This window comes from Paenarthrobacter sp. (assembly GCF_031180005.1).
In the GTDB taxonomy this organism is placed as follows: Bacteria; Actinomycetota; Actinomycetes; order Actinomycetales; family Micrococcaceae; genus Arthrobacter.
This window is the reverse complement of sequence record NZ_JAPSHI010000012.1, coordinates 1-25,097: the sequence shown is the minus strand read 5'-3', so window position 1 is coordinate 25,097 and position 25,097 is coordinate 1. Positions and strand designations below refer to the sequence as shown.

The window sequence follows — 25,097 nt, the reverse complement described above, 5'->3', positions numbered from 1 at the left end:
GCTGAGCGGGCCCCACAACACCCCAGACCACCCCATCTGAAAGTGACTCAACACATGCAACCGCTCCACCTCCGTTCCGCAGGTACCAGCCTGGTGATCAGCACCCACCGTGGAGAGGCTGAGATAACCCACTGGGGAGCCGACTTGGGCGACACCCTGCCGGATCTGGCCATCCTCAACGAGCCCATCCCGCCGTCGTCCATTGACGCCAACGTACCTGCAGGGCTTCTCCCCCAGGCTTCGTCGTCGTGGCAGGGCAGGCCGGGACTTCGTGGGCACCGCTTCACGGATGGCGTTCCCGGCTTCGACTTCTCCGTCCGCCTCCGACTGGGGAGCGCGACGGCGGACGGCAACTCCGCGGTAATCGTCCAAGCGGATCCCGAGGCCGGCATCACCGTGACCAGCAATCTCACCCTGCACCCCGGCGGTCTTCTCGAACTGCGGCACTCGGTGACGAACGCCGGCACGTCGCCTTTCCAGGTGGATGAGTTGGCGACCGTGCTCCCGGTGGCGCCTGACGCCGTCGAACTTTTGGACCTGACGGGTCGCTGGTGCCGTGAGCGCCACCCCCAGCGCAGGCCCATCCAACAGGGAACCTGGGTCCGCACGGGTCGCCATGGACGGACCGGACACGACTCTTCGCTCCTGCTTGCGGCCGGAACAGCCGGTTTCGGCAACCGCCAGGGCAAAGTGTGGGCCACGCACCTGGCGTGGAGCGGCAACCATGAGCAGTTTGCAGACAGTGTTGCCGATGGCCGCACCATGGTGGGTGGCTCCGAGCTGTTGGGACCCGCAGAAGTGGTCCTGCAGCCAGGCGAAAGTTACACAACCCCCGCACTGTTTGCGGCGTACTCAGACCGGGGTCTGGACGGAATTTCCGAGGCTTTCTACTCCTGGTTCCGTTCACGTCCGCACCATGTGGGTGCAGCTTCCGGGAAAGTCCGCCCAGTTGTCCTCAACACGTGGGAAGCGGTGTATTTCGACCACAAACTGGACACCCTGATCGAACTGGCCGAGTCGGCTGCCGATCTTGGAGTTGAGCGTTTCGTGCTCGACGACGGCTGGTTCCGCGGGCGCCGCGGCGACCACGCCGGCTTGGGCGACTGGTACGTCGATGAGGCCCTCTGGCCAAGCGGCCTGACGCCGTTGATTGATGCCGTGACCAGCCGGGGCATGGAATTCGGTCTCTGGGTTGAGCCGGAAATGGTCAACCTGGATTCGGACGTTGCCAGGGCTCATCCCGAATGGATCGTGGGCCCCTCGGCAGTTTCCTACAAAGACGGCGGCCGCCTGCCCCTCGGGTGGCGGCAACAGCATGTGATCGACCTCGTGAACCCGGACGCATGGCAGTACATTTACGAGCGCATGGACAGCTTGCTGCGCGAGAACAACATCAGCTACCTCAAGTGGGACCAGAACCGTGACCTTCTAGAGCACGGGCATGCGGGCCGGGCTTCGGTGCACGAGCAAACCCTGGCCGCATACCGGCTGTTCGATGCGCTCCATGCAGCCCATCCAGAGGTTGAAATCGAAAGCTGCTCCTCCGGTGGCGCCCGTGTGGACCTTGGGATCCTGGAGCGGACCGACCGCATCTGGGCTTCGGACTGCAACGACGCCTTGGAACGGCAAACCATCCAACGATGGACCGGAATGGTGGTCCCGCCGGAACTGGTGGGCGGGCACATTGGCCCCACAACATCGCACACCACCGGGCGGACGCACGACCTCTCATTCCGCGCTATCACGGCGTTGTTTGGGCACTTCGGCATGGAGTGGGATGTCCGTTCCGTCACCGGGGCCGAGCGTGAGGAGCTCAAACGCTTCATCGGTCTCTACAAGGAGCACCGTGGCCTCCTCCACAGTGGCCGAATGGTGCGGGCCGATGTGCCGGACGAGTCGCTGATGGTGCACGGCGTGGTGGCTGAGGGTCCAACGTCCTACGCCACGGCGGCGCTTTTCGCCGTGGTGAAGACTCGAACAGGCTTTAGCGAACTGCCCGGTCGGGTGACCATTCCGGGGTTGGACCCGTCCCGGACCTACCGGGTGGAGGCGATCTTCCCTTCACCCGGGGATGCCGACTACGGGCACACGTTCACCGAGGCAAAGCCGGCGCCGTGGCTGGCGTCCGGCGCTGAAGCTTCGGGACGGTTCCTGGGCGAAGTGGGTCTTCCCATGCCGGTCCTGAACCCGGAGCATGCCATCCTGCTGCGGTTCACGGCCCTCTGACGCTCGCTCACATCCCAAGGGCTTGAGCCGAACGCTCGCCCACATCCCAAGGGCTTGAGCCGAACGCTCGCTCACTGTTGACACAAAGAAGCCGCCCTGGTTCACAACCAGGGCGGCTTTTTCGTTGCTGTTTAGCGTGAGCGCTGGCGAAGGCGCTGCATGTCCAGGATCACCACGGCACGGGCTTCCAGGCGGAGCCAGCCGCGCTGGACAAATTCGGCAAGTGCCTTGTTAACGGTTTCGCGGGAGGCGCCCACCAGCTGGGCAAGTTCTTCCTGCGTGAGCTCGTGCGCTACCAGCACGCCGTCAGTGGCGGGGCGGCCGAAGCGGTCTGCCAGATCGAGCAGTGCCTTGGCTACACGGCCCGGGACGTCTGAGAAGACGAGGTCAGAGAGGGAGTCGTTGGTCCGGCGAAGACGGCGGGCCAAGGCCTGCAGCAGCTGCGCGGAAACCTCAGGGCGCGTGCGGAGCAGTGCGTTGAGGCTCTCGTTCTTGAGGCCGGCCAGGCGGGTTTCCGAGACGGCGGTGGCCGTTGCGGTACGCGGGCTGGGGTCGAACAACGCCATTTCGCCGAAGAGTTCACCCGGGCCGAGGATGGCCAGGAGCGATTCGCGGCCATCGGGGGACGTGCGGCCGAGCTTTACCTTGCCGGAAACGATGAAGTAGAGCTGGTCACCCTGGTCGCCTTCGCGGAACACCGAAGCTCCACGTGAAAGGTCCACCTCGGTGAGTTCGTCCGTCAGCAAGCGGAATGCGTCGTCGTCAAGGGTGGCGAAGAGGGGTGCGCGGCGCAATACCTCGATGTCCATGAAATCTCCTGAATATAAGTTTCGGTCGTGGCGCTCAGGCCATTGTTTCAGAATTTTTAAGCTTCTGTGACGTACTTGGCACGTGAAACGCTGAAATGGCGCGGGTTTCGGGGCATCCAGCCCCTCCTGACGCCCTTCACAGGGGTATAAGGGGCCCATATCGTGACCTGACTAACGGTTTGTTGTCAGGGTGGCCACCTAGAATTGGCGCTACCCGGCTATGAGGAGCATTGGTGTTTGGCTTGACGATTTTGGATTTGGCATTGATCTTGATGCTGCTGTCCTACCTGATTTATGGCCTGCGCAACGGTTTTATGGTCACGCTGGGTGGAATCGCAGGATTCGTCGTCGGTGCCATTGCTGCCTTCATGGCCGTTCCGCTCGTCAGCGGCTGGGTAACCGACAGCGGTTGGAGGCTGACCGCCACGGTGGGTGCCGCCGTCGTGCTTATCGCATTGGGGCACGGGCTTGGCACCATGATCGGGCGAAAAGTCCGCCACGCTGTGCGGATCAAGCCGCTGCATGCCGTGGACCGATTGATCGGTGGCGTGGTGAGCGTTGTGGTGGCGGCGCTGGTGATGTCCATGCTTGCGTTCAGCATCAGTTCTCTCGGCGTGCCGTTCGTTTCGCAGCAATTGGCCGAGTCCCGCGTCATTCGCTACATCGACAAGCTGACTCCCACACCCGTCAAGAGCACCATGGCACAGCTGCGGTCCACGGTGATCGGTGATGGAATTCCCAAGCTCATTGAGGGCATCGGACCAGTAACGCCCGTGCCCGTCCCCAACGAGTCCACGGACACTCCAGCCCTCAACCAAGCCGCCGATTCCGTCCTCAAGATCGCCGGCACCGCATTCGAATGCGGGCAAAACCAGACCGGTTCCGGATTTGTTGTCTCGCCCGGGCGCGTCGTCACCAATGCGCATGTTGTTGCGGGCGTGTCGCAGCCGGTTGTGGAAGTTCCCGACGGCGGTGCGTTGCCGGGTCGGGTGGTGTACTTCGACTCCCAGCGGGACATCGCCGTCCTGGCTGTGGATGGTCTTCAGTCCAATCCACTGCCCTTGAGTGCCGATTTGGCGGCGGGCAGTCCTGCCGCTTTTGCTGGGTACCCGCACGGCGGTCCGTTCCAATCCAAGCCGGCCACTGTCCAAGGCATTTCAACCATTCTGGTTCCGGACATTTACGGCAACAATCCTTCGCCGGAGCTCGTCTACAAGCTGGCCGGCGACGTCCAGCCGGGTAACTCAGGTGGTCCCCTGCTGACTATGCAGGGCCAGGTGGCCGGGCTGATCTTCGCTAAGACAACTACAGATGCCGCCCTCGGCTTCGCCCTCACCATGCAGGACCTGGAACCGGTGGCCTCGCAGGCTCCCGGCCTCAGCGACCCCGTCTCGGCAGGTCAGTGCACTCGTAAGTAACGATTCCCGGACTCCTCCGGACCGCTATAGATTGGGAGCCATGACTGAAGCCACTCCTGCCACCGAGACCGGTCGCGGAACCATCCTTGTGATCAATGGCCCCAACCTGAACCTCCTGGGCACCCGCGAACCGGAGAAGTACGGCACGTCCACCCTGGCCGATGTGGAGCAACTGGCCATGACTGCGGCAGCCGCCCATGGCTTCACTGTTGATTGTGTTCAGTCCAACCATGAGGGCGACCTTCTGGACGCCATCCACGCTGCCCGAGGCAGCGCCGTCGGAATTGTGATCAACGCCGGCGCGTACACGCATACGTCCGTGGCCCTTCGTGATGCCCTGGCGGCTGTGCAGCTGCCCGCCGTCGAGGTCCACATCACCAACGTGCACCAGCGTGAAGAATTCCGCCACCACTCGTACCTGTCGGGCGTGTGCAACGCAATCGTTGTGGGCGCCGGTGTGCTCGGCTACAAGCTCGCGATCGAATACCTGGCAGACGCGGTCTAGCCCGAGGGACGTGAGCGAGCGTCCCGTTGAAACCCGAGGGATGTGAGCGAGCGTCCCGTTGAAACCCGAGGGACGTGAGCGAGCGTCGGGTTGAAGCCCGCGGGATGTGAGCGAGCGTCTTAACGCTCGCGCTGGGGCTCCCCTGCAACGGTGCGGGCGGCTTCGACCTCGAGCATCAGGATTCCGCCCTCGTCCACCAGCTTGGCCTGATACACGTGGGCTTTGCGTTTGTAGCTCAGGTAAGCGATGCAGCCGTTGGCGTTCGCCATCTTTTCGAGCATGATCTCGGAGCCGGGTACCAGGAGCTGACCGAGTTTGAGGCCAACGGTATTTTCCTGGCCAACTTCGTCACCGAGTGCTGAGGTGTCCCGCAAGGCGATGGCTTCGGCTGCGGTGACCCAACGGCCCCAAACCCCCTTACTGCCCAGGATGCTGGGTTGCTGGTTCACGGGCACTGTGGCAGCGAAGTACCGGGTGTTGAAACGCGCATGGGCGAAGTCCGGGCTGAGCCAGTTCACCAGGGGCTTCAGGAGGTCCGTGCGGAGGGACAGTCCACGTTTGGAGAGCATCTCCGTGAAGGACTTCTCCTGGGCGGCCACGGCTTCACGGGCACGCATCCAGTCGACGGTGGAGTTCGATTCAACAGTGGAGGACGCATCAGGTCCTGCGAGCAGGACCCCGGTTTCTTCGAAGAGTTCGCGGATGGCGCCCACCACGTGGCGGCGGGCGAGCCCGACGTCGTCCGTTCCCAGCTGCTCAGCCCAATGCTGGGGTGACGGGCCAAGCCAACCTACGGGGTCGTCGTCGGACGGGTCCAGCGAGCCGCCCGGGAACGCGACAACGCCCAACGGCGAGGAACCTGGCCTATATCCAAGCCAGGTTTCCAAGCCGGTGGGCGAGTCGCGCAACAGCACAACTGAGGAGGCGTAGCGGGCGGCCCTGGGGGTCCGTTCGCCAAGCTCAAGCCAGTTTCGTGCTGCCCCCTCAAGTTCCTGGGGCAGTACGAACAGACGGCGGGCAAGCTGCGGCAATTGGGTAAACCGGTTCCTTAGCTGAATTCAGCGATGAGCTCGACTTCAACGGGAGAGTCGAGCGGCAGGACAGAAACGCCGACGGCGGAACGTGCGTGCTTGCCGGCGTCGCCGAATACCTGTCCGAGGAGTTCGGACGCACCGTTGATCACGCCGGGCTGGCCGGTGAAGGTGGGTTCGGAGGATACGAAACCCACAACCTTGACGATGCGGGTGACGCGGTCAAGGTCGCCGATGACGCTCTTGACTGCAGCGAGGGCGTTGATGGCGCACAGTGCTGCGTAACGCTTGGCATCTTCCGGATCAACGGTGGGTTCGTCGGACGCGCCCAACTCGCCGAGGGAAACCTTGCCCGTAGCTTCGAGTTTGCCGTTAATAAAAGGCAGCTGTCCGGAGGTGTAAACGTAGTTGCCGGAGACGATGGCAGGTACGTAATCGGCGACGGGCGCGGCAACCTCGGGGAGGGTCAATCCGAGCTCGGCCAGACGCTGCTCAACAGCAGACGTGGGGGCGCCGGATTCCGCGGCAGACGTGGTTTCTGCGGGGGTGGTCATGATTACTGCTTCTCCCTCTTCAGGTATGCAACAAGGCCTTTGCCATCGGGTCCACCGACGACCTGGACGAGCTCCCAGCCGTCCTCGCCCCACTGGTCCAGGATCTGCTTCGTAGCGTGAATAATGAGCGGAATCGTGGCGTACTCCCATTTGGTCATGACAGAAAGCCTAGCCCTTGCCGGTAAAGTGGAAAACATGGTGACTCGCAAGAACCCACTATTCGACACTGCCACCACCCTCGGAAAGATTCTAGGCTTCCTTGGTGTGAGCGCGATTTGTGGCGTCCTGGTGGCGGGCCTTTTGGTCCCCGCAGCCGCCGTTTCGGGCAGTGCCGCAAGTGGTTCAATTCAGTTCTTTGACACTCTGCCGGCGGAACTTCAGGTGGATCCGCCCAGCCAGAACACCACGATCCTGGCGAAGGACGGTTCGCCGATCGCCTCGATCTACGCAGAGAACCGGACCAAGGTTCCGCTGGATCAAATGAGCCCCTTCATCAAGGACGCTGTCATCGCTATCGAGGACAGCCGTTTTTATGAGCACGGCGGCATTGACACCACCGGCATCATGCGAGCCATCGTCAGCACCGCCCGCGGCAACAAGCAGGGCGCGTCCACCATCACGCAGCAGTACGTGAACAACGTCATCAACGAATCCCTCGTCGCAGCTGACAGGGAAGAAGACGTCAAGCTCAACGGTGGCGGTAAGGGCGTGGGCGACAAGCTTCGGGAAATGAAGCTTGCCATCGCGCTGGAGAAGAAGTTCTCCAAGGAGCAGATCCTTGAGGGTTACCTCAACATCGTCTTCTTCAACCGCGACGCCTACGGCATTGAAGCCGCCTCTAAGTTCTTCTTCAGCACCTCTGCCAAGGACCTGACGCTTCCGCAGGCCGCCCTCCTGGCCGGCCTCGTGAACAGCCCGTCGGCCTTCGATCCCATCGCTAATCCGGAAAACGCCCAGAAGCGCCGGGACCTGGTGCTGGCCTCCATGGTGAACCAGGCCAAGATCACCCAGGCACAGTACGAAGAGGCTATTGCTACTCCGGTCACCACGCAGGTCACCCCGGCACGCCAGGGCTGCGCGTACGCCACCATGGCCCCGTACTTCTGTGACTACGTGCTCCACTTGCTCTTCAATAACCCGGCTTACGGTGACACCACGGAAGAGCGCATCAAGCGCGTCCAACGTGGTGGCCTCACCATCCAGACCACTCTCGATCCGACCGCCCAGAACGTCGCGCAGCAGCAGGTCGACGCCACGGCTGGTGCAAACCCGGACAAATGGGGCGCCTCGCTCGTTTCCGTCCAGCCAGGCACCGGCCAAATCGTGAGCATGGCCCAGAACACTGTTTGGCTGCCGCAAGAAGGCAAGTTCGATCAGACGCAGAACTTCAACGTGGACGTCCTGGACGCCAATGGCAACGACCTCAACGGCATTGGCGGGTTCCAGCCCGGTTCAACGATGAAGCCCTTTACGTTCGCCCAATGGCTGAACGAGGGCAAGTCGATGAACCAAAACGTCAACGCGGCCGTTCGCAAGTATCCGCAGAACTTCCCGTGGAAAAATACTTGTCCTACCCCGACTGATGGCTTCTATGATGCCAACGTGCAGGGAAGCTTCGACCTTCAAAATGCCGAACCGCAGTACTACCGGAACATGACGGTCCTCTGGGGTCTCAAGAACTCCATCAACACAGCCACGTTCGCTTCGGCGGCGCAGGTTGACCTCTGCGGCATTCAGGGCATCGTGGATGCCGCAGGCATCCACGGCGGCCTTCCGACACGCGACGACACGGGCAAGGTCACGGATCCCAACCCGCAGGTTCAGATGACCCGATTGTCCAACCTCATTGGCGCGACACAGACCGCTCCGCTGACAATGGCGGCATCCTTCGCGACCTTCGCCGCTGACGGCAAATACTGCGAGCCGATTGCCATCACTTCTGTGAAGGACCAATCCGGCGCTCAACTGCCCGCGCAGTCTTCCAGCTGCCGCGATGCTGTAAAGCCGGAAGTAGCCCGCGGCGTCGCTTACGCGATGGGTAAGGTGCTGGATGAAGGCTCAGGCTCGTTGATCCGTCCAGCCCTCAACTCCAAGAACTTCCCGGTAGCTGCCAAGACCGGCACCAACGACTCCAACGGTTCCACCTGGGTTGTCGGTTACACCAGCGGTTTGGCCACAGCCTCTTGGTTTGGTGACCCCTTGGGTGACCAGCTTCGTCCCGGCCGAAACCTAACCGTGAACGGTAAGTTCTACGACGCGATCGACGGTTACATGATCGCTGGCCCTCAGTTCACCAACTACATGCTTGCTGTTGCACCTGCCTACGGCACCAATCCCTTCCAGCAGCCGCCATCGAACTTGCTCGGTACTGCGACGCCTCAGCCGCGTAACAACACCCCGTCCAACAACACGCCGTCCACCGCGCCCAACCCGCCGTCGTCCGGGAACGGCAACAACGGGAACGGTAACAACGGCAACGGCAACAATGGCAACGGCAATAAGGACTAAGCATGTCCTTCAGTGATTCATTGGCTAACCGCGTCCGCACTGTCGGGCGCGGTTTCGCCGTCACTGCTGCCGTCGGGGCAGCAGCAGGCGCAGCGGCGGCCGCATACGGGTGGTGGGAGAAGGACCAGTTCGAGGTCCGCCACGAAACCCTGCCCATCCTCCCTGCTGGTTCATCGCCGCTCCGTGTCCTGCACCTGAGTGACATCCACTTCGTACCGGGCCAGGATAAGAAGACGCAGTGGCTGCAATCACTGGCAGATCTGAGGCCTGATCTCGTGGTCAACACGGGCGACAATCTCAGCCACACCAAGGCCGTCGATCCCTTGATCCAGGCTCTGCGACCCCTGCTGGAGTTCCCGGGCGTTTTCGTTCCGGGTTCCAATGACTACTACGCCCCGCGGGTCAAGAACCCGGTGGGCTACTTCCGTGGTCCTTCCCGGATGCGAACCGACCCGATTGCGTTGGACTGGCCGAAGCTTCGCTCGGCCTTCGGCATGGGAGGTTGGATCGACCTCACCAACCGCGCCCAGTCAGTGGTGCTGAACGGGCTGCGCTTCGACTTCTCCGGAGTCGATGACCCCCACCTGAACCGCGAACGCTATGCCGGTTGGCCTCGAGGGACGGTCAACCAGGATGCCCGCCCGCACCTGAAGGTGGCGGTCATTCACGCTCCGTACCAGCGAGTGCTGGACCACTTCACGGAGGCCAGTGCGGACCTGATCCTGGCTGGCCACACGCACGGCGGCCAAATCTGCATCCCCGGTTACGGTGCGCTCGTCGCCAACTGCGATCTTCCCAACTGGCGTGCCAAGGGCCTTCACGACTGGGAAAGCGATAGCTTCACGACGCCGGTGAACGTCTCCGGCGGCATCGGCACCTCGCGCTTCGCACCGGTACGCATCGCGTGCCGCCCTGAAGCAGTGCTGCTGACGCTCACGCCACGCGACTGAACTCCGGGCGAGCATTACGATCCTCAATAACTGGGTCAAACATTTCACCCTCGTTGCGTGGTCCTGTGAAACGAATCACGCCATGGCATAGGGTAGTTGCTACGGGAAACTACCTCCGCACCACCTGAAGATCCAGCTGTTGAGAAGCGGGCATGTCCAAGAAAACGTCATTCTTCACCTCCGTCGGCCGCCTGTACCCTCACGTGCGGCCCATCCTCCCCCGACTATTCATGGGCCTGGTCTGCGCCCTCCTGGCCAGCATCGTCGCGTTGACCATCCCCCAAGTGCTGCGGGTTCTTGTCAACAACTCTTTGCAGCCCGGCGGTTCCTCGGACGCGGTCTGGATTGCCGCCGTCGTGATTCTTGCCTTGGGTATTGCCGAAGCCGGGCTGGTGGCCTTGCGCCGGCAGTTCGTCATCAACCCGGCCACCACCGTTGAGACCAGGATGCGCGTGACCCTGTACGGCCACCTGCAACAACTGACGGTCGCCTTCCACGACCGCTGGGGTTCCGGCCAGCTACTCTCACGCGCCATGACGGACCTGAGTTTCCTGCGTCGCTGGATGGCTTTTGGCGCGATCATGCTGGTGGTCACCACGCTTACTGTGATCATCGGCGTCGGCGTCATGTTCTCCATGAGCTGGCAGTTGGCACTGATCTTCCTCGCAGCGGCCGTGCCGATCATGATCAACTCATTCCGCTTCCGCCGCCGCTTCAGTTTGGTCACCCGCCTCAGCCAGGACCAAGCCGGCGACCTCGCCACAACCGTGGAGGAATCAGTCCACGGCATCCGTGTCCTGAAGGCCTTCGGGCGTAGCCGTGAAGCACTGGAGAACTTCAACGGCCAGGCAGAGGAACTCCGCCAAACCGAGATCGCCAAGGCAAAGCAGCAGGCCGGCTTCACGCTTGTGGTGACGCTGCTGCCGGAGTTGGCGCTTGGCGTCGGTCTGGTGGTGGGCATCATGCTCGCCGCTAGTGGGGAACTCAGCATCGGCGCTTTGGTGGCGTTCTTCGCAACTGCGGCGGTGGTGGCCACGCCGGTGGAATTCTCCGGCATGCTCCTGGCCATGGCGCTCACCGCCAAGACAGCCCTGGACCGCCACTTCGAGGTCATGGATACGGAAAACACCATCACCTCGCCGGATCAAGCCGGCGTTCCGGAAACGGTGAAGGGCGCCTTGCGCTTTGAGCACGCAGGCTTCGGGTTCGACGACGGCGGCACCCTCCTGAACGACGTCACCTTGGATATCCGCCCCGGCGAAACAATGGCCCTTGTAGGCATTACAGGTAGCGGCAAGAGTGCCCTGCTCCAGCTGGTTCCCCGCCTCTATGACGTCACTGAGGGGGCCGTGACGATCGACGGCGTGGATGTCCGTGACTACGACCTCGACGAACTCCGAAAGATCATTGCCGTGGCGTTCGAGGACACCACGCTGTTCTCCAGTTCAGTCCGGGACAACGTCCTCCTCGGAGCCCCGGAGCCCAGCGACGCCGCCCTGGACGAGGCCCTGGATGTGGCACAGGCGCAGTTCGCCTACTCTTTGCCGGACGGCGTGGACACCCTGATTGGCGAGGAAGGACTGAGCCTATCCGGTGGCCAACGGCAACGTATTGCGCTGGCCCGTGCCATCGCCGCCAAACCCAAGGTTCTGGTCCTTGACGATCCCCTGTCTGCCTTGGACGTGAACACGGAGGAGCGTGTGGAAGCCCGTTTGCGGGAGGTCCTGCGCGAGACCACCACCTTGATCGTCGCGCACCGCCCTTCCACCGTGGCGTTGGCGGACCGGGTGGCCTTGCTCGAAAACGGGACCATCACCGCCGTCGGGACCCATACGGAACTGTTGGCCGGGAATGATCACTACCGCTACGTCATCGCCAGCCTCGACGCCGGTCCGAAGGACCTCGACACCGAACTGGATGAGCTCGAAGAAGCCGAGGAGGCCCGCAGGTGAGTGCCGCAACGTTTGGAACCGCCAACGAGGACAATACCCTCCTCACTAAGGCAGACAGCAAAGCCGTACGACGCCGGTCGCTCACCTTGCTTGCCTCCCTCATCCGCCCTGTGCGGCTGCGTTTCTGGCTGACGATCGTGATGGTGGTGGTCTCGCAGCTCACCCGTGTTGCGGGACCTGCGTTAATCGCTTTCGGCATCGACAACGCCCTTCCTGCGCTGCAGGCCGGCAACAATGGGCCCTTGGTACTGGCCGGTTCCCTGTACTTGGCGGCTGCGATCGCCACGGCTGGAATGACGGCGCTGTACGTGACCTCCACTGCCCGGCTCAGCCAGGCCATGCTGTTGGATCTGCGCCTTCGGGTCTTCCGGCACACCCAGCGGTTGAGCCTTGAGTTCCACGAGAAATACACTTCGGGCCGCATCATCGCCCGGCAGACCTCGGACCTCGAAGCCCTCCGCGAACTCTTGGATTCCGGGGTAAGTTCCCTGGCGTCGGGCATGCTGTTCATGGTGTTCACAGCTGTGACTGTTTTTGCCTTGGATTGGCGCAGCGGCCTGATCGTCCTTGCGGCCGGCGTGCCTATGTTCTTCCTTGCCCGTTGGTACCAGAAGCATTCACAGATCGCGTTCCGTGAGTCTCGCGTGGTGTCCGCCCGGTTGATCGTCCACTTCGTGGAAACGATGACCGGGATTCGTGCCGTGAAAGCGTTCCGCAAGGAGCACGAGAATGCCTCCCGGTACGGCGAGCTGGCCGAGGATTACCGCAAGAACACCGTCCGCTCCATCAACTTGAACGGCATCTTCCAGCCTGGTTTGGTGCTGATCGGCAACGTTTGCGTGGCCGTGGTCCTGCTGTTCGGCGGCTTCCGGGTTCTGAGTGGAGACCTGGCTGTCGGTGTCCTGCTGGCGCTCATCCTGTCTACGAAGCGCTTCTTCCAGCCTGTGGACCAGATGGCAATGTTCTACAACTCCTTCCAAAGTGCACAGGCTGCCTTGGAAAAGGTGTCCGGACTCCTTGAGGAGATTCCCACGGTCCGCCCGCCGAAGAACCCCGTGGCATTGAAGAGCTCACGCGGTGAGATCGACTTCAAGGGCGTGGAGTTCGGCTACAGCGACGGCAAGGTCGTCGTCCCAAAGCTTGACCTTCACATTCCGGCTGGCCAGACGGTTGCCCTGGTAGGCCAGACGGGTGCGGGAAAGTCGACGTTGGCCAAGCTCGTGGCACGCTTCTACGATGTCACGTCCGGGGCCATCACCCTGGATGGCGTCGATCTTCGTGCCCTGTCCACAACAGACCTCCGCCGCGCAGTGGTCATGGTGACGCAGGAGGCCTTCCTCTTCAGCGGTTCGGTTGCCGACAACATAGCTCTTGGCCGTCCGGAGGCTTCCCGTTCTGAGATCGAGTCCGCAGCTGCAGCGGTAGGTGCACACGAGTTCATCATGAGCCTCCCCGAGGGATACGACACGGACGTCAACAAGCGGGGTGGTCGGGTGTCATCCGGTCAACGCCAACTCATCGGCTTTGCCCGAGCGTTCCTTGCCGCACCTGCCGTACTGATACTGGATGAGGCAACGTCCTCCCTGGACATTCCTTCTGAGCGTATGGTCCAGGAAGGATTGTCCAAGCTGTTGGAGGGAGTAGCCGGCGGCCGGGGAGCCCGGACGGCAATCATCATCGCCCACCGCCTCTCAACTGTAGAGACGGCTGACAGGGTTCTGGTGGTCCACGACGGACGCATTGTGGAGGACGGGACGCCGGCCGAGTTGATCAGCGGTGGCGGTCGGTTTGCCCAGCTTCATGGGGCCTGGCGCGAGTCGTTGGTCTAGCCCTTCACCTCCGGCTGCTGTGAGGAGCGACACCCACTCTTCGATTTCGCATCGCGGGACGTTTCGGCTATTCTTGAACAGTTGCTTTCGCAGCGGATCGGGATGTAGCGCAGCTTGGTAGCGCGCTTCGTTCGGGACGAAGAGGTCGCAGGTTCAAATCCTGTCATCCCGACCAAACACGAGAATGGCGTCGAGAAATCGGCGCCATTTTTGTTTGCCCATCCATCCGCGCCACGCATCCCCGCCCGCGCCACGCGCATCCGGGTGACGTGAACCCGTTTCCGGCTCCTGAGCGAATTTGGGTGTCGCCGATGCAGTCCATAAAGGGGCACAAAGAAACCCCCGGAGCATCGCTCGTCACGCTCCGGGGGTTCTTTACTACAATTGTTTTACATAGGGTCGGGCCAGTTACCAATGGACATCGTGGTGACTGTAGCTTCAGCCTTGTCCTTCTTGGGTGTTGTGGTGGTGGACCGCATGGGGTCCGGCCAGTTACCGATGGCGCTTACTGTGCTGGTATCTGCTGCAGGAGCAGCGGAGACAACCCCGGGAGCCGCAACCGCAAACGTCAGTGCGCCCGCCACGGCCACTGAAGCGATGATTTTCTTGAACATGTTGTTGTACCCCAATGCGAGTCGGATTCGTTACGGAAATTGCACGGTCCCTGTTGACATACATTGTAAAATGTTTTCCACAGAGACTGTCAAGGTTTTGGTCAAAAGACACCTGTAGGAGGGACCCGTGGGAAACGGATTCGGCGAGAAGCTACGTGCCGAACGGCTCGAACGTGGGTTAACGCAGGCAGAGCTCGGCAAAAACCTGTATTCACCGAGCTACATTTCGCTGCTCGAGACAGGCCGCCGTGAGCCCACGGCCGAGGTCATCGAGGAACTGGCCCGCAGGCTTGAACTTGCACCCAAGGCCTTGGAAGCATGGAGCCAGCCGGTCTCCGTCAGTGATGCCGAGTATGTCCTCGCCGGACTGTATGCCCGGCAAGCCTGGGATCTTCGCGACTATCAACTCGCCGCCAGCCACGCTGCCACCGCCGCACAGATTGCCCTTGAGGCCAAGAACAACAGCGCTTGGTGGAACATGACGTACATGCAGGCCGAGTGCGTGATGAAGCAAGGCCAGTTGAAGGAATGCCAGCAGATCGTTGAGCACCTCCTGGAACACCCCATGGCCACCGAATCCGCAGGCCTGGGAGTGCGCGCCTGGCAGATGCTTGCCGCGGTGTGTCACGGACAAGGCCAGCTGGCCACCGCCGTCGAGCATGCCAAGCAAGCCGTAAAACTCAGCGAGCAGCTGCCCAAGGGATCCACACTCATCATCGGTGCGCACCGCGCGCTGATTGGTGCCCTGGCCGAGAGCGGCAAGCTGGACGAAGCCTGGCAGTACTGCCTGGCGATGATCGAGCACATGGACGAACACTCCATGTCGCAGCTGGCCGGCGAAGTCGCTTGGGTGGTTGGCAACGTCGCCTTCATGCGCCACGACTACATTGAGGGCATCAAGCACCACGAGCGTGCAGCAAAGCTCCTCTCCCCCGCCAACGACATTGAGCTGTGGGCCCGTTTCAACAAGGCGTCCGCAGCCGTTCGACTGTCCTCGGGGATTGTGGAACCGGAAACGTTGTCCGCCATTGAACGTGCAGAACTCGCGCTGTCCATTGTGGGCGGAAACAAAACAGACCAGCTTGAGGTCGCCTTCATCCGCGCCCGCTGGCTGTACCTGACCGGAGACATCCCTGCCGCCGTCGAGAAGCTCCGCGAAATCTACGCAGACCGCAAGGTATTGGCACGGCACACTGCGGGCGAAGTTTCGCTGCTGCTGGGCAAGTCCCTGAAAGCAGCCGGGGAAGCTGCCGAGGCGCTCCAGTTCCTGGAAGAGGCGCAGCACGACTTCAGCGCGGCAGGAGCTTCGGACCGGGTTCAGCAGGCCATGGACGCGGTGCTGGAAATCCGCCTCGCCGAACGCCGTGCCGCGAAGGAACATTCGGAAGCCTGATTACCCAAGTAAGTCGCAGTTCAGGTCGTTGTGAGAGCTCAGAACGACCTGAACTGCGACTCAGTTGGGTGCCTTAGGCGAAGGTGCGGCCCGTTAGCTTCTCGTAAGCCTCGACGTAGCGGGCGCGGGTGCGATCCACAACTTCGGCGGGCAGTGCCGGCGGCGGAGTGTCGGAGGACTTGTCCCAACCGGACTCAGCCGAAGTCAGCCAGTCACGGACGTACTGTTTGTCGTACGAAGGCTGCGACCGGCCCGGCGCGTAGGTGGATGCATCCCAGAACCGTGAGGAGTCCGGGGTGAGGACTTCGTCGCCCAACGTGATGATCCCAGTGGCCGCGTCGATGCCGAACTCCACCTTGGTGTCGGCCAGGATGATACCGCGTTCACGGGCGATCTCCTCGGCGCGCGTGTAGATCTTCAATGTGAGTTCGCTGAGGCGGGCAGCGATGTCGTCGCCCACCATGGCCACTACATCGTCGTACGTGATGTTGACGTCGTGCTCGCCAACTTCGGCTTTGGCAGAAGGCGTGAAGAGTGCCTTTTCCAAGCGGGAACCGTCAACCAGGCCCTCGGGCAGCGGAATGTCGCAAACCGTGCGGGATTCCTTATACTCAGCCAGGCCGGAGCCGGTGAGGTAGCCGCGCGCGATGCATTCCACCGGGAACATATCCAGCTTCTTGCAGATCATGGCACGGCCCTCGACGGCGGCAGGAACACCACCCTCAACCGTGGACGCCAGCACGTGGTGCTCAACATCCAACTGATCGAACCACCACAAGCTCAGCTGCGTCAGGACACGACCCTTGTCAGGGATTTCGCTGCTCAGCACGTGATCGTAGGCGCTGATGCGATCGCTGGCGACAACCAGCACACATTCCTGGCCGATCTTTTCCGTGATGGCTTCATCGTCCGGCACGTAGAGATCGCGTACCTTGCCGGAGTAGACGTGCGTCCAGCCCGGAAGTTCCAGCGTTTCGGTTTGGAAACCGCCCGTAGGGATGCCTTCAGTCATGCTCAGGCCTGCACTTTCGGGATGGTTCCTGTAGCCGTGTACGGGACGCGGATTTCGCCGCGGGCGGCTTTGCCTCCGATGTCCGTGCGGAACTGTGAGCCTTCAAGCTGAACCAGCTCAACGCCGTCGTACGCCTTTTCACGGGCCTCAACCAGATCCGAACCGAGCGCGACCACCGCGAGGACGCGGCCGCCGGCGGAGACCACTTTGCCTTCGTCGTCCAGCTTGGTGCCGGCGTGGACTACGTGGACACCGTCCAGTTCGTCCACCTTCTTCAGGCCACGGATGCGGTCGCCTGTGCGGGGTGCGTCAGGGTAGTTTTCGGCAGCAACGACGACGGCGACTGCCGTGTCCCTGGACCAGCGCAGCTCTTCTGCCGTGTCCAGTTCGCCCTTGGCAGCTGCCAGCAGCAGCGCGCCGAGAGGGGTCTTGAGGCGTGCCAGGACGGCCTGCGTCTCGGGGTCGCCGAAGCGGACATTGAACTCAATGACTCGCGTGCCGCGGGATGTCAGGGCAAGGCCGCAGTAGAGCACGCCGACGAAGGGGGTGCCACGACGGGCCATCTCGTCCACGGTGGGTTGGGCCACGCGGTCGATGACTTCCTGAACCAGGCCCTCGGGAGCCCACTCAAGCGGGGTGTACGCACCCATGCCGCCGGTGTTGGGACCTTCGTCGTTGTCGAAGATGCGCTTGAAGTCCTGCGCCGGGGACAACGGAACGGTGGTGCGGCCGTCGCACAGGACGAACAGGGAAACTTCGGGGCCGTCGAGGAATTCCTCGATGACCACGGTTCCACCAGCGTCGAAGCACGTCTGGGCATGCTCCAAGGCCTCTGCCCGGTCTTTGGTGACCACAACGCCCTTACCTGCGGCCAGGCCGTCGTCCTTGACTACATACGGGGCGCCGTAGGTGTCCAAGGCGTCGGCGGCTTCCTCGGCGTTGGCGGCAACGCGGGCCATGGCTGTGGGAACGTTGGCTTCAGCCATGATCTGCTTGGCGAAGGCCTTGGAAGCCTCCAACTGGGCTGCTTCCTTGCTGGGACCGAACACCGGAATGCCGGCTTCGCGGACGGCGTCGGACACACCGGCGGCCAGCGGCGCCTCGGGTCCTACGACAACCAGGTCCACGCCCAGCTTGGTGGCGAGGGCGGACACGGCTTCCGGGTTGTTCCCGTCAATCGCGTGGGTGGGAACGAGTTTGCTGATGCCTGCGTTGCCCGGGGCCGCGTGGACCTCGGAAACGTTCGGATCTTCAAGCAGAGAGCGGACAATGGCGTGTTCGCGGCCGCCTGGGCCAATGACGAGTACCTTCACAGTCCTCAAGGGTACTTTGTGAAGGGCGCGGGGCCTAAGCTGTGTCATCCACCGGGCCCGTGGAAACGGATCCCTGCAGGCTGCCCGTGCGCGGGATCACGCGCGCGGGCGCGCGTATGACGCGTATGACCGGGGAACCACCCTGCCGCGCCCCTAGACTTGCTTCATGCCCATAAGTTCGCATGAAACGTTCAACGTTGAGTCCGCGGTGGAACTGGCAGTGATCGAACGAAGTGGCTTTATTGAGTCCCGGCACATCGGCGCGGCCGTGGTTCTTGCCGGTGATGGCTCGGTGGTCACCCGCCTTGGTGACATCGACGCTCCCATCCTCGCCCGCTCCACCCTCAAGCCCTTCCAAGCCCTGGCGTCCATGCAGTCCGGCGTGCCCCTCCGCGGCGCGCAGGTTGCTGTCGCTTGTGGCAGCCACACCGGGTCCCTGGATCATATGGACGTTGTGGAGGGGATGCTCAAAGCAGCGGGTGTTAAAGAAGAAAACCTCCAGTGCCCCACCGCCTGGCCCCAAGACGAAACGGCCCGGAACTGGCTGGTCCGCTCCGAACGCGGACAATCCAAGCTGGCCTTCAATTGCTCCGGCAAGCATGCAGCATTCCTGTGGGCTTGCACAGAAAACGGCTGGGACCTGCGCAGCTACCTCGAACCAAACCACCCGCTGCAGCAGCGCGTTCGCTCGGTGATTGAGGAATACAGCGGCGAACCCATCTCCCACTTGGGCATCGACGGCTGTGGAGCACCTGTTGCCGCCATCTCGCTGACGGGCCTCGCCCGCGCCTACTCCCGCTTGGCCAAGTCCCCGGGCGACAAATCCTCCAACGCGCGGGCCGCCACCATCGCCACATCCATGCTCGATTACCCCTGGGCCGTCCAAGGCAAGGGCGAGTCCAACACGATCGTCATGGAAGAACTCGATGTCCTGGCCAAGATCGGGGCCGAGGGCGTTCTGGTCCTGTCGACTCCCACAGGTGCCACTGTGGCCGTGAAGATGCTGGACGGCAACCTTCGCGCTACGTCCTTGGTAGGACTGACTCTCCTGGCCGTGAGCGGTGCCGTGGACATCCCGGCAGTTTCCAGCGTTCTGGAGCGCGTGGTTGAGCCCGTGCTCGGCGGCGGCCACGAAGTGGGAAAGATCCGGCTGGGCCACGCTGTCTCTGCCCTGCTGGACTAGTACTTCTGAGGAGAACAACAAATGGCTGTTGCACGACGCCGCGTCAATATAGAGGAAGGCCGCGCCGCCCTGGCAGCCTGGCAGGCCGCCGTCGAGCCTTCCAGCAGTTCAGGTAAGCCAGGCAGCGTTGCCGGCCCGCCGCCGTCGCGCACTTTGATTGCGACGGCGGTACGGTACTCCCTGGAGGAAGTCACCGCCCGCGCTCCCGGCAACTCCGTGGAAGTCCGCGTGCCGCCCTTCGGTGTGACGCAGTGCGTGGAGGGGCCCCGCCACACGCGCGGGACTCCCCCGAATGTGGTCGAGTGCGACGCCGCCACCTGGCTTTCGATGGTGACTGGCAGGATTTCGTGGACTGACGCTGTTTCAGAACACAGGCTGACGGCGTCCGGTTTGCGGGCCGACCTCTCGGAACTGCTGCCCCTTTAGCGGGTTCTTACACAGCTGAGGCCCCTCAAGAATCCTCTTGAGGGGCCTCATGCTTTGGGCTGTACTAGTCCGGGCAGACCGGGGTGGTTGGTTGGCCCCGTTTGCTCATTTCGAACTGCGGGATATCCTCCGCGGCGGGGCCGCCACGGAACTTGGGCGAAGGCTCCTGGCCGCCACTGATGCGTTCGAGTTCCTGTTCCTCGAAGGCTTCTTCCTTGCCCAGCATGATGGCGGAATCGTGGTTGGTGATCTCGCCATTGAAGGCACGGAGCATGACGCTGCGGTCGAACTGGCCTTCCCATTTGGCCACAACGAACGTTGCCACGCAGTTGCCCAACAGGTTCACTACGACGCGCATGGAGTCCATGAGGCGGTCGGCTCCGAGGAGAAGCGCGACGCCGGCTACCGGGAAGATGCCCAGCGCAGCTGCCGTGGCGGAGAGCGCCAGGAAGGACGAACCCGGCACGCCGGCCATGCCCTTGGAGGTCAGGAGCAGGACGCCCAGTGCCGCCAGCTGCTGGCCAAGGTCCAGGTTGTGGCCGAAGGCCTGCGCCAGGAACAGCAGCGAAATGGACAGGTAGATCGCGGCGCCGTCCAGGTTGAAGGAGTAGCCCGTGGGAACCACAAGCCCGGTGGTGGCACGGGAGCAGCCGGCGTTGGTCAGCTTGGTCATGATGCGCGGCATCACTGCTTCAGTGGAGGCGGTGCCGAGTGCCAGCAGGAATTCTTCACGGGTGTACTTCAGGAACGCCCACAGGGGAACCCGGGCGAAGCCCCAGGCCACCAGGAACAGCAGGCCGATGAAGACAATGGCTGCACCGTAGCAGGCAGCTATAAGAAGGGCGTAGGTACTCAACGTCCCCAGTCCGTACTGGCCGATGATGAACGCCATGGCACCGAAGGCACCAATGGGAGCCACTTTCATGATCCAGGACATGATCTTGAAGATCAGCTCCAAGACGGTTTCCATGAGGCTGATGACCGGAAGGCAACGTTCGCGGCCGATGACCACGATGGCTGCGCCGAAGAACACGGAGAAGAATAGGACCTGAAGCAGGCTGTTGTTGGCAAAAGCACCGATCACGCTGACGGGAATGACATCCAGGATGAACGCTGCAGCGTCCTTGGGAGGCGCGCTGCCGGTCTTGGCGTTGAGCGCGTCCTGGGAGAGAGTAGCGGGGTCGATATTAAGGCCAGCACCAGGCTGAACGATATTTCCGACGATGAGCCCGAAGACGAGGGCGAAAAGAGTGGCGCCGGTGAAGTACAGGAGCGCTTTGACCCCGACCCGTCCGACCGCCTTGACGTCGCCCACTGCCGAGATGCCTGTGACGATCACAAGGAAAATCAGCGGGGCGATGATCATCTTAATGAGTTGAATGAATCCATCGCCCAGCGGCCGTAAGGCGGACCCAATGGTCGGCCAAAAATGGCCGATGAGTACACCTGCGACGACGGCGATCAGGATTTGAAAAAAGAGCGACTGGTACAGCCGCTTTTTCTTCTGCGGGGCCGAACTCGCCTTCAGCGCCGCGGAGTCTGGGATCTTCATTGATCTGAACCAATCAGTTGGGAACAGCCCCACGTTTTGAGGGGGTTTTCCAAATGTAAGCCCGCTCACACCATTCCGCAAGGGGAAATAAGATTTCCATAATACGGAAAGTCACATTTGGTTTGGAGCTTGGATGTTGGTGCGTCCACCACCTTCTTTGGCGTAGAAATGCCCGTGACACACCCTCCTACAGGCGTGTCACGGGCATTCAGGAAGCAAAGTGGGTGGTGGCGGCACGGGCTCACGGTTTGGGGCGGTGCTTTGAGGCTAGCCGCGGCCCACGAAGGGCATGCCGGCGGCCGTCACCACCAAGGATCCGACACTGGCCGACGACGGCATGTTGGCCATCATCAGGACGGCACGGGCTGCGTCATCCACAGGGAACATGGGCTCCACTTTGCGGCTGCCGTCAGCCTGCAGCGCCCCGGAGCCTACGCCGATGGTGTCCATGATTTCCGTGCGGGTATTACCGATGTCGATCTGCCCGCACGTAATGCCGAACTCCCGGCCGTCGAGCTCAATGCTCTTGGTCAGGCCCGTCATCGCGTGCTTGGTGACTGTGTAGGCCACGGATTTGGGCCTGGGCGAGTGCCCCGAAATGGAGCCGTTGTTGATGATCCGGCCACCTTGCGGCTCTTGCGCTTTCATGGTCCGCACTGCCTCCGCGGCACACAACATGGAGCCCGTGACGTTCACGCGAAGGGTTGCTTCCCACTCCTCCACACTGATGTCTCCCACGTCGCCCGCCGGTCCAAAAATGCCAGCGTTGTTGAACAGCACATCAACCCGCCCCCAGCGTTCGCGGACCTCCGCGAAAAGGCGAGCGACGTCGTCGGGCGCTGTTACATCGCACGGAACCGCCAGCGCATCCGGGTGCTCGCCCGCAGTTTCCAACAGGTGCGCCTCCCGGCGGCCGGCAAGCGCAACACGGTAACCCTCGGCGAGCATCAGCCTGGCGACTGCCCTTCCAATACCCGAACCGGCACCGGTCACGACGGCGACCCTTGGGTTTGGGGGAGGGCTGGAGTCAGTCATGTGGTTGCCTTTCGGGAAATTGCTCGTGGCAGCGTCAGCGTGCGGCTTCAGCTGGCTGGACTGCTGCTGCCGGCTGGGCGGCTGTTATCGGCCAGCCTATGACAGTCTTTGGGCGCGGAGTGGCATAGGTCCTGACCTTGGACGTGCACAGGCCGAGGCGGACCAGCGACTCGGCGATGGTGACCGCCGCCGCCACTCCATCCACCACAGGGACTCCGGTGCGCTGGCGGATTTGTTCGTCGAGTCCGGCCATGCCGCCGCAACCTAGAACAATAACCTCGGCCTTGTCGTCCTGAACCGCCTGTTCCGCCTGGCTCACAATCGCTTCGACAGCACGCTCTGGGTATTCCTCTAGTTCCAGCACGGCCATGCCGCTGGCCCTGACAGAGGCGCAACGTGCTTCCAAACCGGCGAGCTTCAGGCGATCCTCGATAAGGGGAACCGCGCGGTCCAGGGTAGTGACCACTGAATACTTGTGGCCCAGGAACATTGCGGTGCTGGCTGCTGCCTCAGTGATATCGACTACCGGGACGTCGAGGAGTTCCTGGAGACCTTCGCGTCCGTGCTCGCCGTAGCCGGCCTGGATGACGGCGTCGAAAGGTTCGGGATAGTTCACCACCGCATCCATGACGGCGATCGCAGCGAGATAGCTTTCGAAGTTTCCTTCGCAGGAGTCGGCGCCAAAGCGAGGCGTAATGCCGATGATGTCGGTGCCGGGAGCCGCTGCAGCACGAGCCTGCGCTGCGATGGAGTCCGTCATGGACTGGGTGGTGTTGACGTTTGCGACAAGGATGCGCATGGGTTTCCTCAGTGTCAGTGGGTGCTGGCGACGGCGATCGACTCGCCGGAGACGTCCTGGTGGACCTGCTTCTTGTCCGCGACAGCGAAGTACGTCAGCGCTGCGACGCCGGCTCCGATGAACCAAGCGAACGGAGCAGCCGCGGCCAGCGCAGGGATAAAGGCGATGGCAATGGCCAGGCCTGCGGCCGGGAGCATCGCGATGATGGCCTTCGGGTTCACGCCGCGCTTGTAGAAGTAGGCGCCCTTGGGATCCTCAGTGTAGAGCTCCGGGACATTGACCTTGCCGCGGCGGACCAGCCAGTAATCGGCCATGACCACACCGAACAGGGGCCCGAGCAAGGCACCAAGGCCACCCAGGAAATACACGATCACGATCGGGTTGTTGTAAAGGTTCCAGGGCAGGATGATCAAGCCGATGGTGCCGCTGACCCAGGCCGCCTTGCGGAAGTTCAGGTGTCGTGGGAAGAGGTTGGTCAGGGCGTAGACGGGAGCCACGAAGTTGGCCATCAGGTTTACCGCGATGGTCAGGATCAGCAGGGCCAGGCAGGCAAGCACCAACAGAAGCGTATTGGGGATGCTCTCCACAATGTCAGAGGGGCTCTCGATGACGGTGCCGTTGATCTTGTACTGACCGCCGGCCATGACCACCACGATTGCACCGAAGACGAGCATATTGATGGGGATGCCCCAGAAGTTGCCCTTGACGATGGACTTCTTGGAAGCCGAGGACCGGGTGAAGTCGCAGAAGTTCAGGACGAAGGTTCCGTAGATGGAGACCCACAGGGCACCGCCGGCGAAGATGGTGAGCCACATTTCGGTACCCTCGAGGCCCTTGATGCCGCTCCACTGGATGGCGCCGCCGGCTTCGATGAAGACCCACACGGCAATCGCTGCCATGGTCACCAGGATGATGGGTCCGGCGAAGGCCTCATACTTACGAATCATTTCCATGCCGAAGCTGACGATGACCAACTGGACGATCCAGAGGGCCACGAACGAGAGCCAGCCCAAGGTTGAAAGGCCAAGGATGGAGTTGCTGTCCAGGTCTTTCAAACCCGGTGCCATCGCCACCAGCATGACGCGGAGGACTACCGAAGCCAGATAGGTCTGGATGCCGAACCAAGCCACGGCAACTGCGCCACGAACCAGGCTGGCTATCTGCGCTCCCCTGATGCCAAAGCTGATACGGCTCATGACAGGGAAGGGGACGCCGGTCTTCTCACCCATGAACCCGGAGAAGTTCAAGAGGGCGAACAGGAGAATGGCGCCGATACCCAGGGCTACCAAGATCTGCCAGCCGCCCAAACCGAGGGAGAACAGGCCGATGGCGAAGGCATAATTACCCAGGCTGTGAACGTCGTTGGCCCAGAGGGTAAAGATGCTGTAGCTGGTCCACTTACGGCCCTTGGCCTTGGTGGGCGCGAGGTCGATGTTGTAAAGACTTGGGCTGATGGTACGGCCTGCGGCTTCAGAAGCAATGGCGCAAAGGTCAGTGTTGCCCACGACCGGGTGGTTGGGGCCACCTGCGTTCTTGTCTCCCGGAGTCTCAGTGACGCCGACTGATGAAGTCGTCTGCATCGTGGATCTCCACTTCGTACTGATTCCACAATGTGGAATCTAGTTATTGAATAGTGAAAGCACTCTATGACTCAGGTCACGTAACGTCAAGGTTTCTCGTGTATGCAGGGTCACATTCGGTTGCTTGACCGACGGATTCCCAGTTGACTGTTTTGGTTACGCAATCCGTGTTGACGCTGCCCAACCAGCAGACGTAATCTCGAATTGCAGAATTTTATTCTCACAATACGAAATTCCTTGAGCGCCCCCACAGAGCAAGCGCCCAGACATTCAATGAAGAGAGGTTGGACGTGGCTGCAGGAGAAGAGACCTCACACATCCTCAGCGGGTTGACTGCCCAGCTGCCTGATCGTGATCCGGAAGAGACCGCGGAGTGGATTGAGTCCCTTGATGCGTTGATCGCGGAGC

The 25,097-nt window shown here is 62.1% G+C and carries 21 protein-coding genes and 1 tRNA gene; 11 read left to right on the top strand and 11 right to left on the bottom strand.

Annotation, left to right across the window (positions count from 1 at the left end):
* The first annotated feature begins 54 nt into the window (after nt 1-54).
* Nucleotides 55-2,226, top strand: coding sequence for an alpha-galactosidase (locus tag RIF72_RS10650; RefSeq protein ID WP_309074779.1), 2,172 nt, complete (start codon nt 55-57; stop codon nt 2,224-2,226).
* Between the two features lie 131 nt (nt 2,227-2,357).
* On the opposite strand, the gene RIF72_RS10645 is transcribed toward RIF72_RS10650, so the two are convergent.
* Nucleotides 2,358-3,035: a Crp/Fnr family transcriptional regulator gene (locus tag RIF72_RS10645; protein WP_011775987.1), complete on the bottom strand. Its 678-nt coding sequence runs from the start codon at nt 3,033-3,035 to the stop codon at nt 2,358-2,360.
* Between the two features lie 233 nt (nt 3,036-3,268).
* Here RIF72_RS10645 and RIF72_RS10640 point away from each other — a divergent pair, with 233 nt between their 5' ends.
* A complete protein-coding gene (locus tag RIF72_RS10640) occupies nt 3,269-4,453 on the top strand; it encodes a MarP family serine protease (RefSeq protein WP_309074778.1) in 1,185 nt (394 codons plus the stop codon).
* A 40-nt stretch (nt 4,454-4,493) separates the two neighbouring features.
* Nucleotides 4,494-4,958, top strand: coding sequence for a type II 3-dehydroquinate dehydratase (gene aroQ, locus RIF72_RS10635; RefSeq protein WP_309074777.1), 465 nt, complete (start codon nt 4,494-4,496; stop codon nt 4,956-4,958).
* A gap of 119 nt (nt 4,959-5,077) precedes the next feature.
* Here aroQ and RIF72_RS10630 read toward each other — a convergent pair whose 3' ends face one another.
* From RIF72_RS10630 to RIF72_RS10620, 3 genes are read right to left on the bottom strand one after another with little or no spacing between them, the layout of a single operon-like run.
* Nucleotides 5,078-5,989, bottom strand: a complete 912-nt coding sequence (locus RIF72_RS10630) for an NUDIX hydrolase (protein WP_309074776.1) — start codon at nt 5,987-5,989, stop codon at nt 5,078-5,080.
* Between the two features lie 17 nt (nt 5,990-6,006).
* A complete protein-coding gene (locus RIF72_RS10625; protein ID WP_091470391.1) occupies nt 6,007-6,543 on the bottom strand; it encodes a RidA family protein in 537 nt (178 codons plus the stop codon).
* Between the two features lie 2 nt (nt 6,544-6,545).
* On the bottom strand, nt 6,546-6,701 hold the full coding sequence (locus tag RIF72_RS10620; RefSeq protein WP_011775990.1) for a DUF4177 domain-containing protein: 156 nt from the start codon (nt 6,699-6,701) through the stop codon (nt 6,546-6,548).
* On the opposite strand from RIF72_RS10620, the gene RIF72_RS10615 reads away from it, so the two are divergent.
* From RIF72_RS10615 to RIF72_RS10595, 5 genes are all read left to right on the top strand, one after another.
* Nucleotides 6,700-9,051 carry a transglycosylase domain-containing protein gene (locus RIF72_RS10615; RefSeq protein WP_309074775.1) on the top strand — a complete coding sequence of 784 codons (2,352 nt, stop codon included), beginning with the start codon at nt 6,700-6,702 and terminating at the stop codon, nt 9,049-9,051. The genes RIF72_RS10620 and RIF72_RS10615 overlap by 2 nt on opposite strands.
* A gap of 2 nt (nt 9,052-9,053) precedes the next feature.
* Nucleotides 9,054-10,001 (top strand): metallophosphoesterase, encoded by a 948-nt coding sequence (locus tag RIF72_RS10610; protein ID WP_309074774.1) that lies wholly within the window; start codon nt 9,054-9,056, stop codon nt 9,999-10,001.
* Nucleotides 10,002-10,153: 152 nt separating this feature from the next.
* A complete protein-coding gene (locus tag RIF72_RS10605) occupies nt 10,154-11,953 on the top strand; it encodes an ABC transporter ATP-binding protein (RefSeq protein ID WP_309074773.1) in 1,800 nt (599 codons plus the stop codon).
* A complete protein-coding gene (locus tag RIF72_RS10600; RefSeq protein WP_309074772.1) occupies nt 11,950-13,782 on the top strand; it encodes an ABC transporter ATP-binding protein in 1,833 nt (610 codons plus the stop codon). Before RIF72_RS10605 ends, RIF72_RS10600 begins: the two co-directional genes overlap by 4 nt.
* Before the next feature lie 98 nt (nt 13,783-13,880).
* A tRNA-Pro gene (locus tag RIF72_RS10595) sits at nt 13,881-13,957 on the top strand.
* A 214-nt stretch (nt 13,958-14,171) separates the two neighbouring features.
* On the opposite strand, the gene RIF72_RS10590 is transcribed toward RIF72_RS10595, so the two are convergent.
* On the bottom strand, nt 14,172-14,396 hold the full coding sequence (locus RIF72_RS10590; RefSeq protein ID WP_309074771.1) for a hypothetical protein: 225 nt from the start codon (nt 14,394-14,396) through the stop codon (nt 14,172-14,174).
* Between the two features lie 127 nt (nt 14,397-14,523).
* On the opposite strand from RIF72_RS10590, the gene RIF72_RS10585 reads away from it, so the two are divergent.
* Nucleotides 14,524-15,789, top strand: coding sequence for a helix-turn-helix transcriptional regulator (locus RIF72_RS10585; RefSeq protein WP_309074770.1), 1,266 nt, complete (start codon nt 14,524-14,526; stop codon nt 15,787-15,789).
* Nucleotides 15,790-15,862: 73 nt separating this feature from the next.
* Here RIF72_RS10585 and RIF72_RS10580 read toward each other — a convergent pair whose 3' ends face one another.
* Nucleotides 15,863-16,801, bottom strand: a complete 939-nt coding sequence (locus RIF72_RS10580) for a phosphoribosylaminoimidazolesuccinocarboxamide synthase (protein WP_309074769.1) — start codon at nt 16,799-16,801, stop codon at nt 15,863-15,865.
* 2 nt (nt 16,802-16,803) lie between these two features.
* Nucleotides 16,804-18,162 (bottom strand): phosphoribosylamine--glycine ligase, encoded by a 1,359-nt coding sequence (gene purD, locus RIF72_RS10575; protein WP_309074768.1) that lies wholly within the window; start codon nt 18,160-18,162, stop codon nt 16,804-16,806.
* Between the two features lie 118 nt (nt 18,163-18,280).
* Between purD and RIF72_RS10570 the strand changes: the two genes are divergently transcribed.
* Nucleotides 18,281-19,297, top strand: coding sequence for an asparaginase (locus RIF72_RS10570; RefSeq protein ID WP_309074767.1), 1,017 nt, complete (start codon nt 18,281-18,283; stop codon nt 19,295-19,297).
* A gap of 21 nt (nt 19,298-19,318) precedes the next feature.
* On the top strand, nt 19,319-19,723 hold the full coding sequence (locus tag RIF72_RS10565) for a sterol carrier family protein (RefSeq protein WP_309074766.1): 405 nt from the start codon (nt 19,319-19,321) through the stop codon (nt 19,721-19,723).
* Nucleotides 19,724-19,787: 64 nt separating this feature from the next.
* Here RIF72_RS10565 and RIF72_RS10560 read toward each other — a convergent pair whose 3' ends face one another.
* The 4 genes from RIF72_RS10560 to RIF72_RS10545 form a co-directional block, all read right to left on the bottom strand.
* A complete protein-coding gene (locus RIF72_RS10560; RefSeq protein WP_309074765.1) occupies nt 19,788-21,275 on the bottom strand; it encodes a cation:dicarboxylate symporter family transporter in 1,488 nt (495 codons plus the stop codon).
* A gap of 267 nt (nt 21,276-21,542) precedes the next feature.
* Entirely contained in the window at nt 21,543-22,310 is a 768-nt protein-coding gene (locus RIF72_RS10555; RefSeq protein ID WP_309074764.1) for an SDR family oxidoreductase, read from the bottom strand.
* A 34-nt stretch (nt 22,311-22,344) separates the two neighbouring features.
* Complete coding sequence (locus RIF72_RS10550) at nt 22,345-23,109, bottom strand: aspartate/glutamate racemase family protein (protein ID WP_309074763.1); 765 nt, start codon at nt 23,107-23,109, stop codon at nt 22,345-22,347.
* Nucleotides 23,110-23,123: 14 nt separating this feature from the next.
* Nucleotides 23,124-24,689 (bottom strand): NCS1 family nucleobase:cation symporter-1, encoded by a 1,566-nt coding sequence (locus tag RIF72_RS10545; RefSeq protein WP_309074762.1) that lies wholly within the window; start codon nt 24,687-24,689, stop codon nt 23,124-23,126.
* Between the last annotated feature and the right edge of the window lie 408 nt (nt 24,690-25,097).

Excerpts from the sequence above, each read along its gene's own strand:
- RIF72_RS10570 (WP_309074767.1), top strand. The coding sequence starts at position 18,281 with ATGCCCATAAGTTCGCATGAAACGTTCAACGTTGAGTCCGCGGTGGAA.
- RIF72_RS10550 (WP_309074763.1), bottom strand. The coding sequence starts at position 23,109 with ATGCGCATCCTTGTCGCAAACGTCAACACCACCCAGTCCATGACGGAC.
- RIF72_RS10610 (WP_309074774.1), top strand. The coding sequence starts at position 9,054 with ATGTCCTTCAGTGATTCATTGGCTAACCGCGTCCGCACTGTCGGGCGC.
- RIF72_RS10555 (WP_309074764.1), bottom strand. The coding sequence starts at position 22,310 with ATGACTGACTCCAGCCCTCCCCCAAACCCAAGGGTCGCCGTCGTGACC.
- RIF72_RS10650 (WP_309074779.1), top strand. The coding sequence starts at position 55 with ATGCAACCGCTCCACCTCCGTTCCGCAGGTACCAGCCTGGTGATCAGC.
- RIF72_RS10645 (WP_011775987.1), bottom strand. The coding sequence starts at position 3,035 with ATGGACATCGAGGTATTGCGCCGCGCACCCCTCTTCGCCACCCTTGAC.
- RIF72_RS10560 (WP_309074765.1), bottom strand. The coding sequence starts at position 21,275 with ATGAAGATCCCAGACTCCGCGGCGCTGAAGGCGAGTTCGGCCCCGCAG.
- purD (WP_309074768.1), bottom strand. The coding sequence starts at position 18,162 with ATGACACAGCTTAGGCCCCGCGCCCTTCACAAAGTACCCTTGAGGACT.
- RIF72_RS10590 (WP_309074771.1), bottom strand. The coding sequence starts at position 14,396 with ATGTTCAAGAAAATCATCGCTTCAGTGGCCGTGGCGGGCGCACTGACG.
- RIF72_RS10545 (WP_309074762.1), bottom strand. The coding sequence starts at position 24,689 with ATGCAGACGACTTCATCAGTCGGCGTCACTGAGACTCCGGGAGACAAG.
- RIF72_RS10625 (WP_091470391.1), bottom strand. The coding sequence starts at position 6,543 with ATGACCACCCCCGCAGAAACCACGTCTGCCGCGGAATCCGGCGCCCCC.
- aroQ (WP_309074777.1), top strand. The coding sequence starts at position 4,494 with ATGACTGAAGCCACTCCTGCCACCGAGACCGGTCGCGGAACCATCCTT.
- RIF72_RS10605 (WP_309074773.1), top strand. The coding sequence starts at position 10,154 with ATGTCCAAGAAAACGTCATTCTTCACCTCCGTCGGCCGCCTGTACCCT.
- RIF72_RS10565 (WP_309074766.1), top strand. The coding sequence starts at position 19,319 with ATGGCTGTTGCACGACGCCGCGTCAATATAGAGGAAGGCCGCGCCGCC.
- RIF72_RS10615 (WP_309074775.1), top strand. The coding sequence starts at position 6,700 with ATGACAGAAAGCCTAGCCCTTGCCGGTAAAGTGGAAAACATGGTGACT.
- RIF72_RS10620 (WP_011775990.1), bottom strand. The coding sequence starts at position 6,701 with ATGACCAAATGGGAGTACGCCACGATTCCGCTCATTATTCACGCTACG.
- RIF72_RS10580 (WP_309074769.1), bottom strand. The coding sequence starts at position 16,801 with ATGACTGAAGGCATCCCTACGGGCGGTTTCCAAACCGAAACGCTGGAA.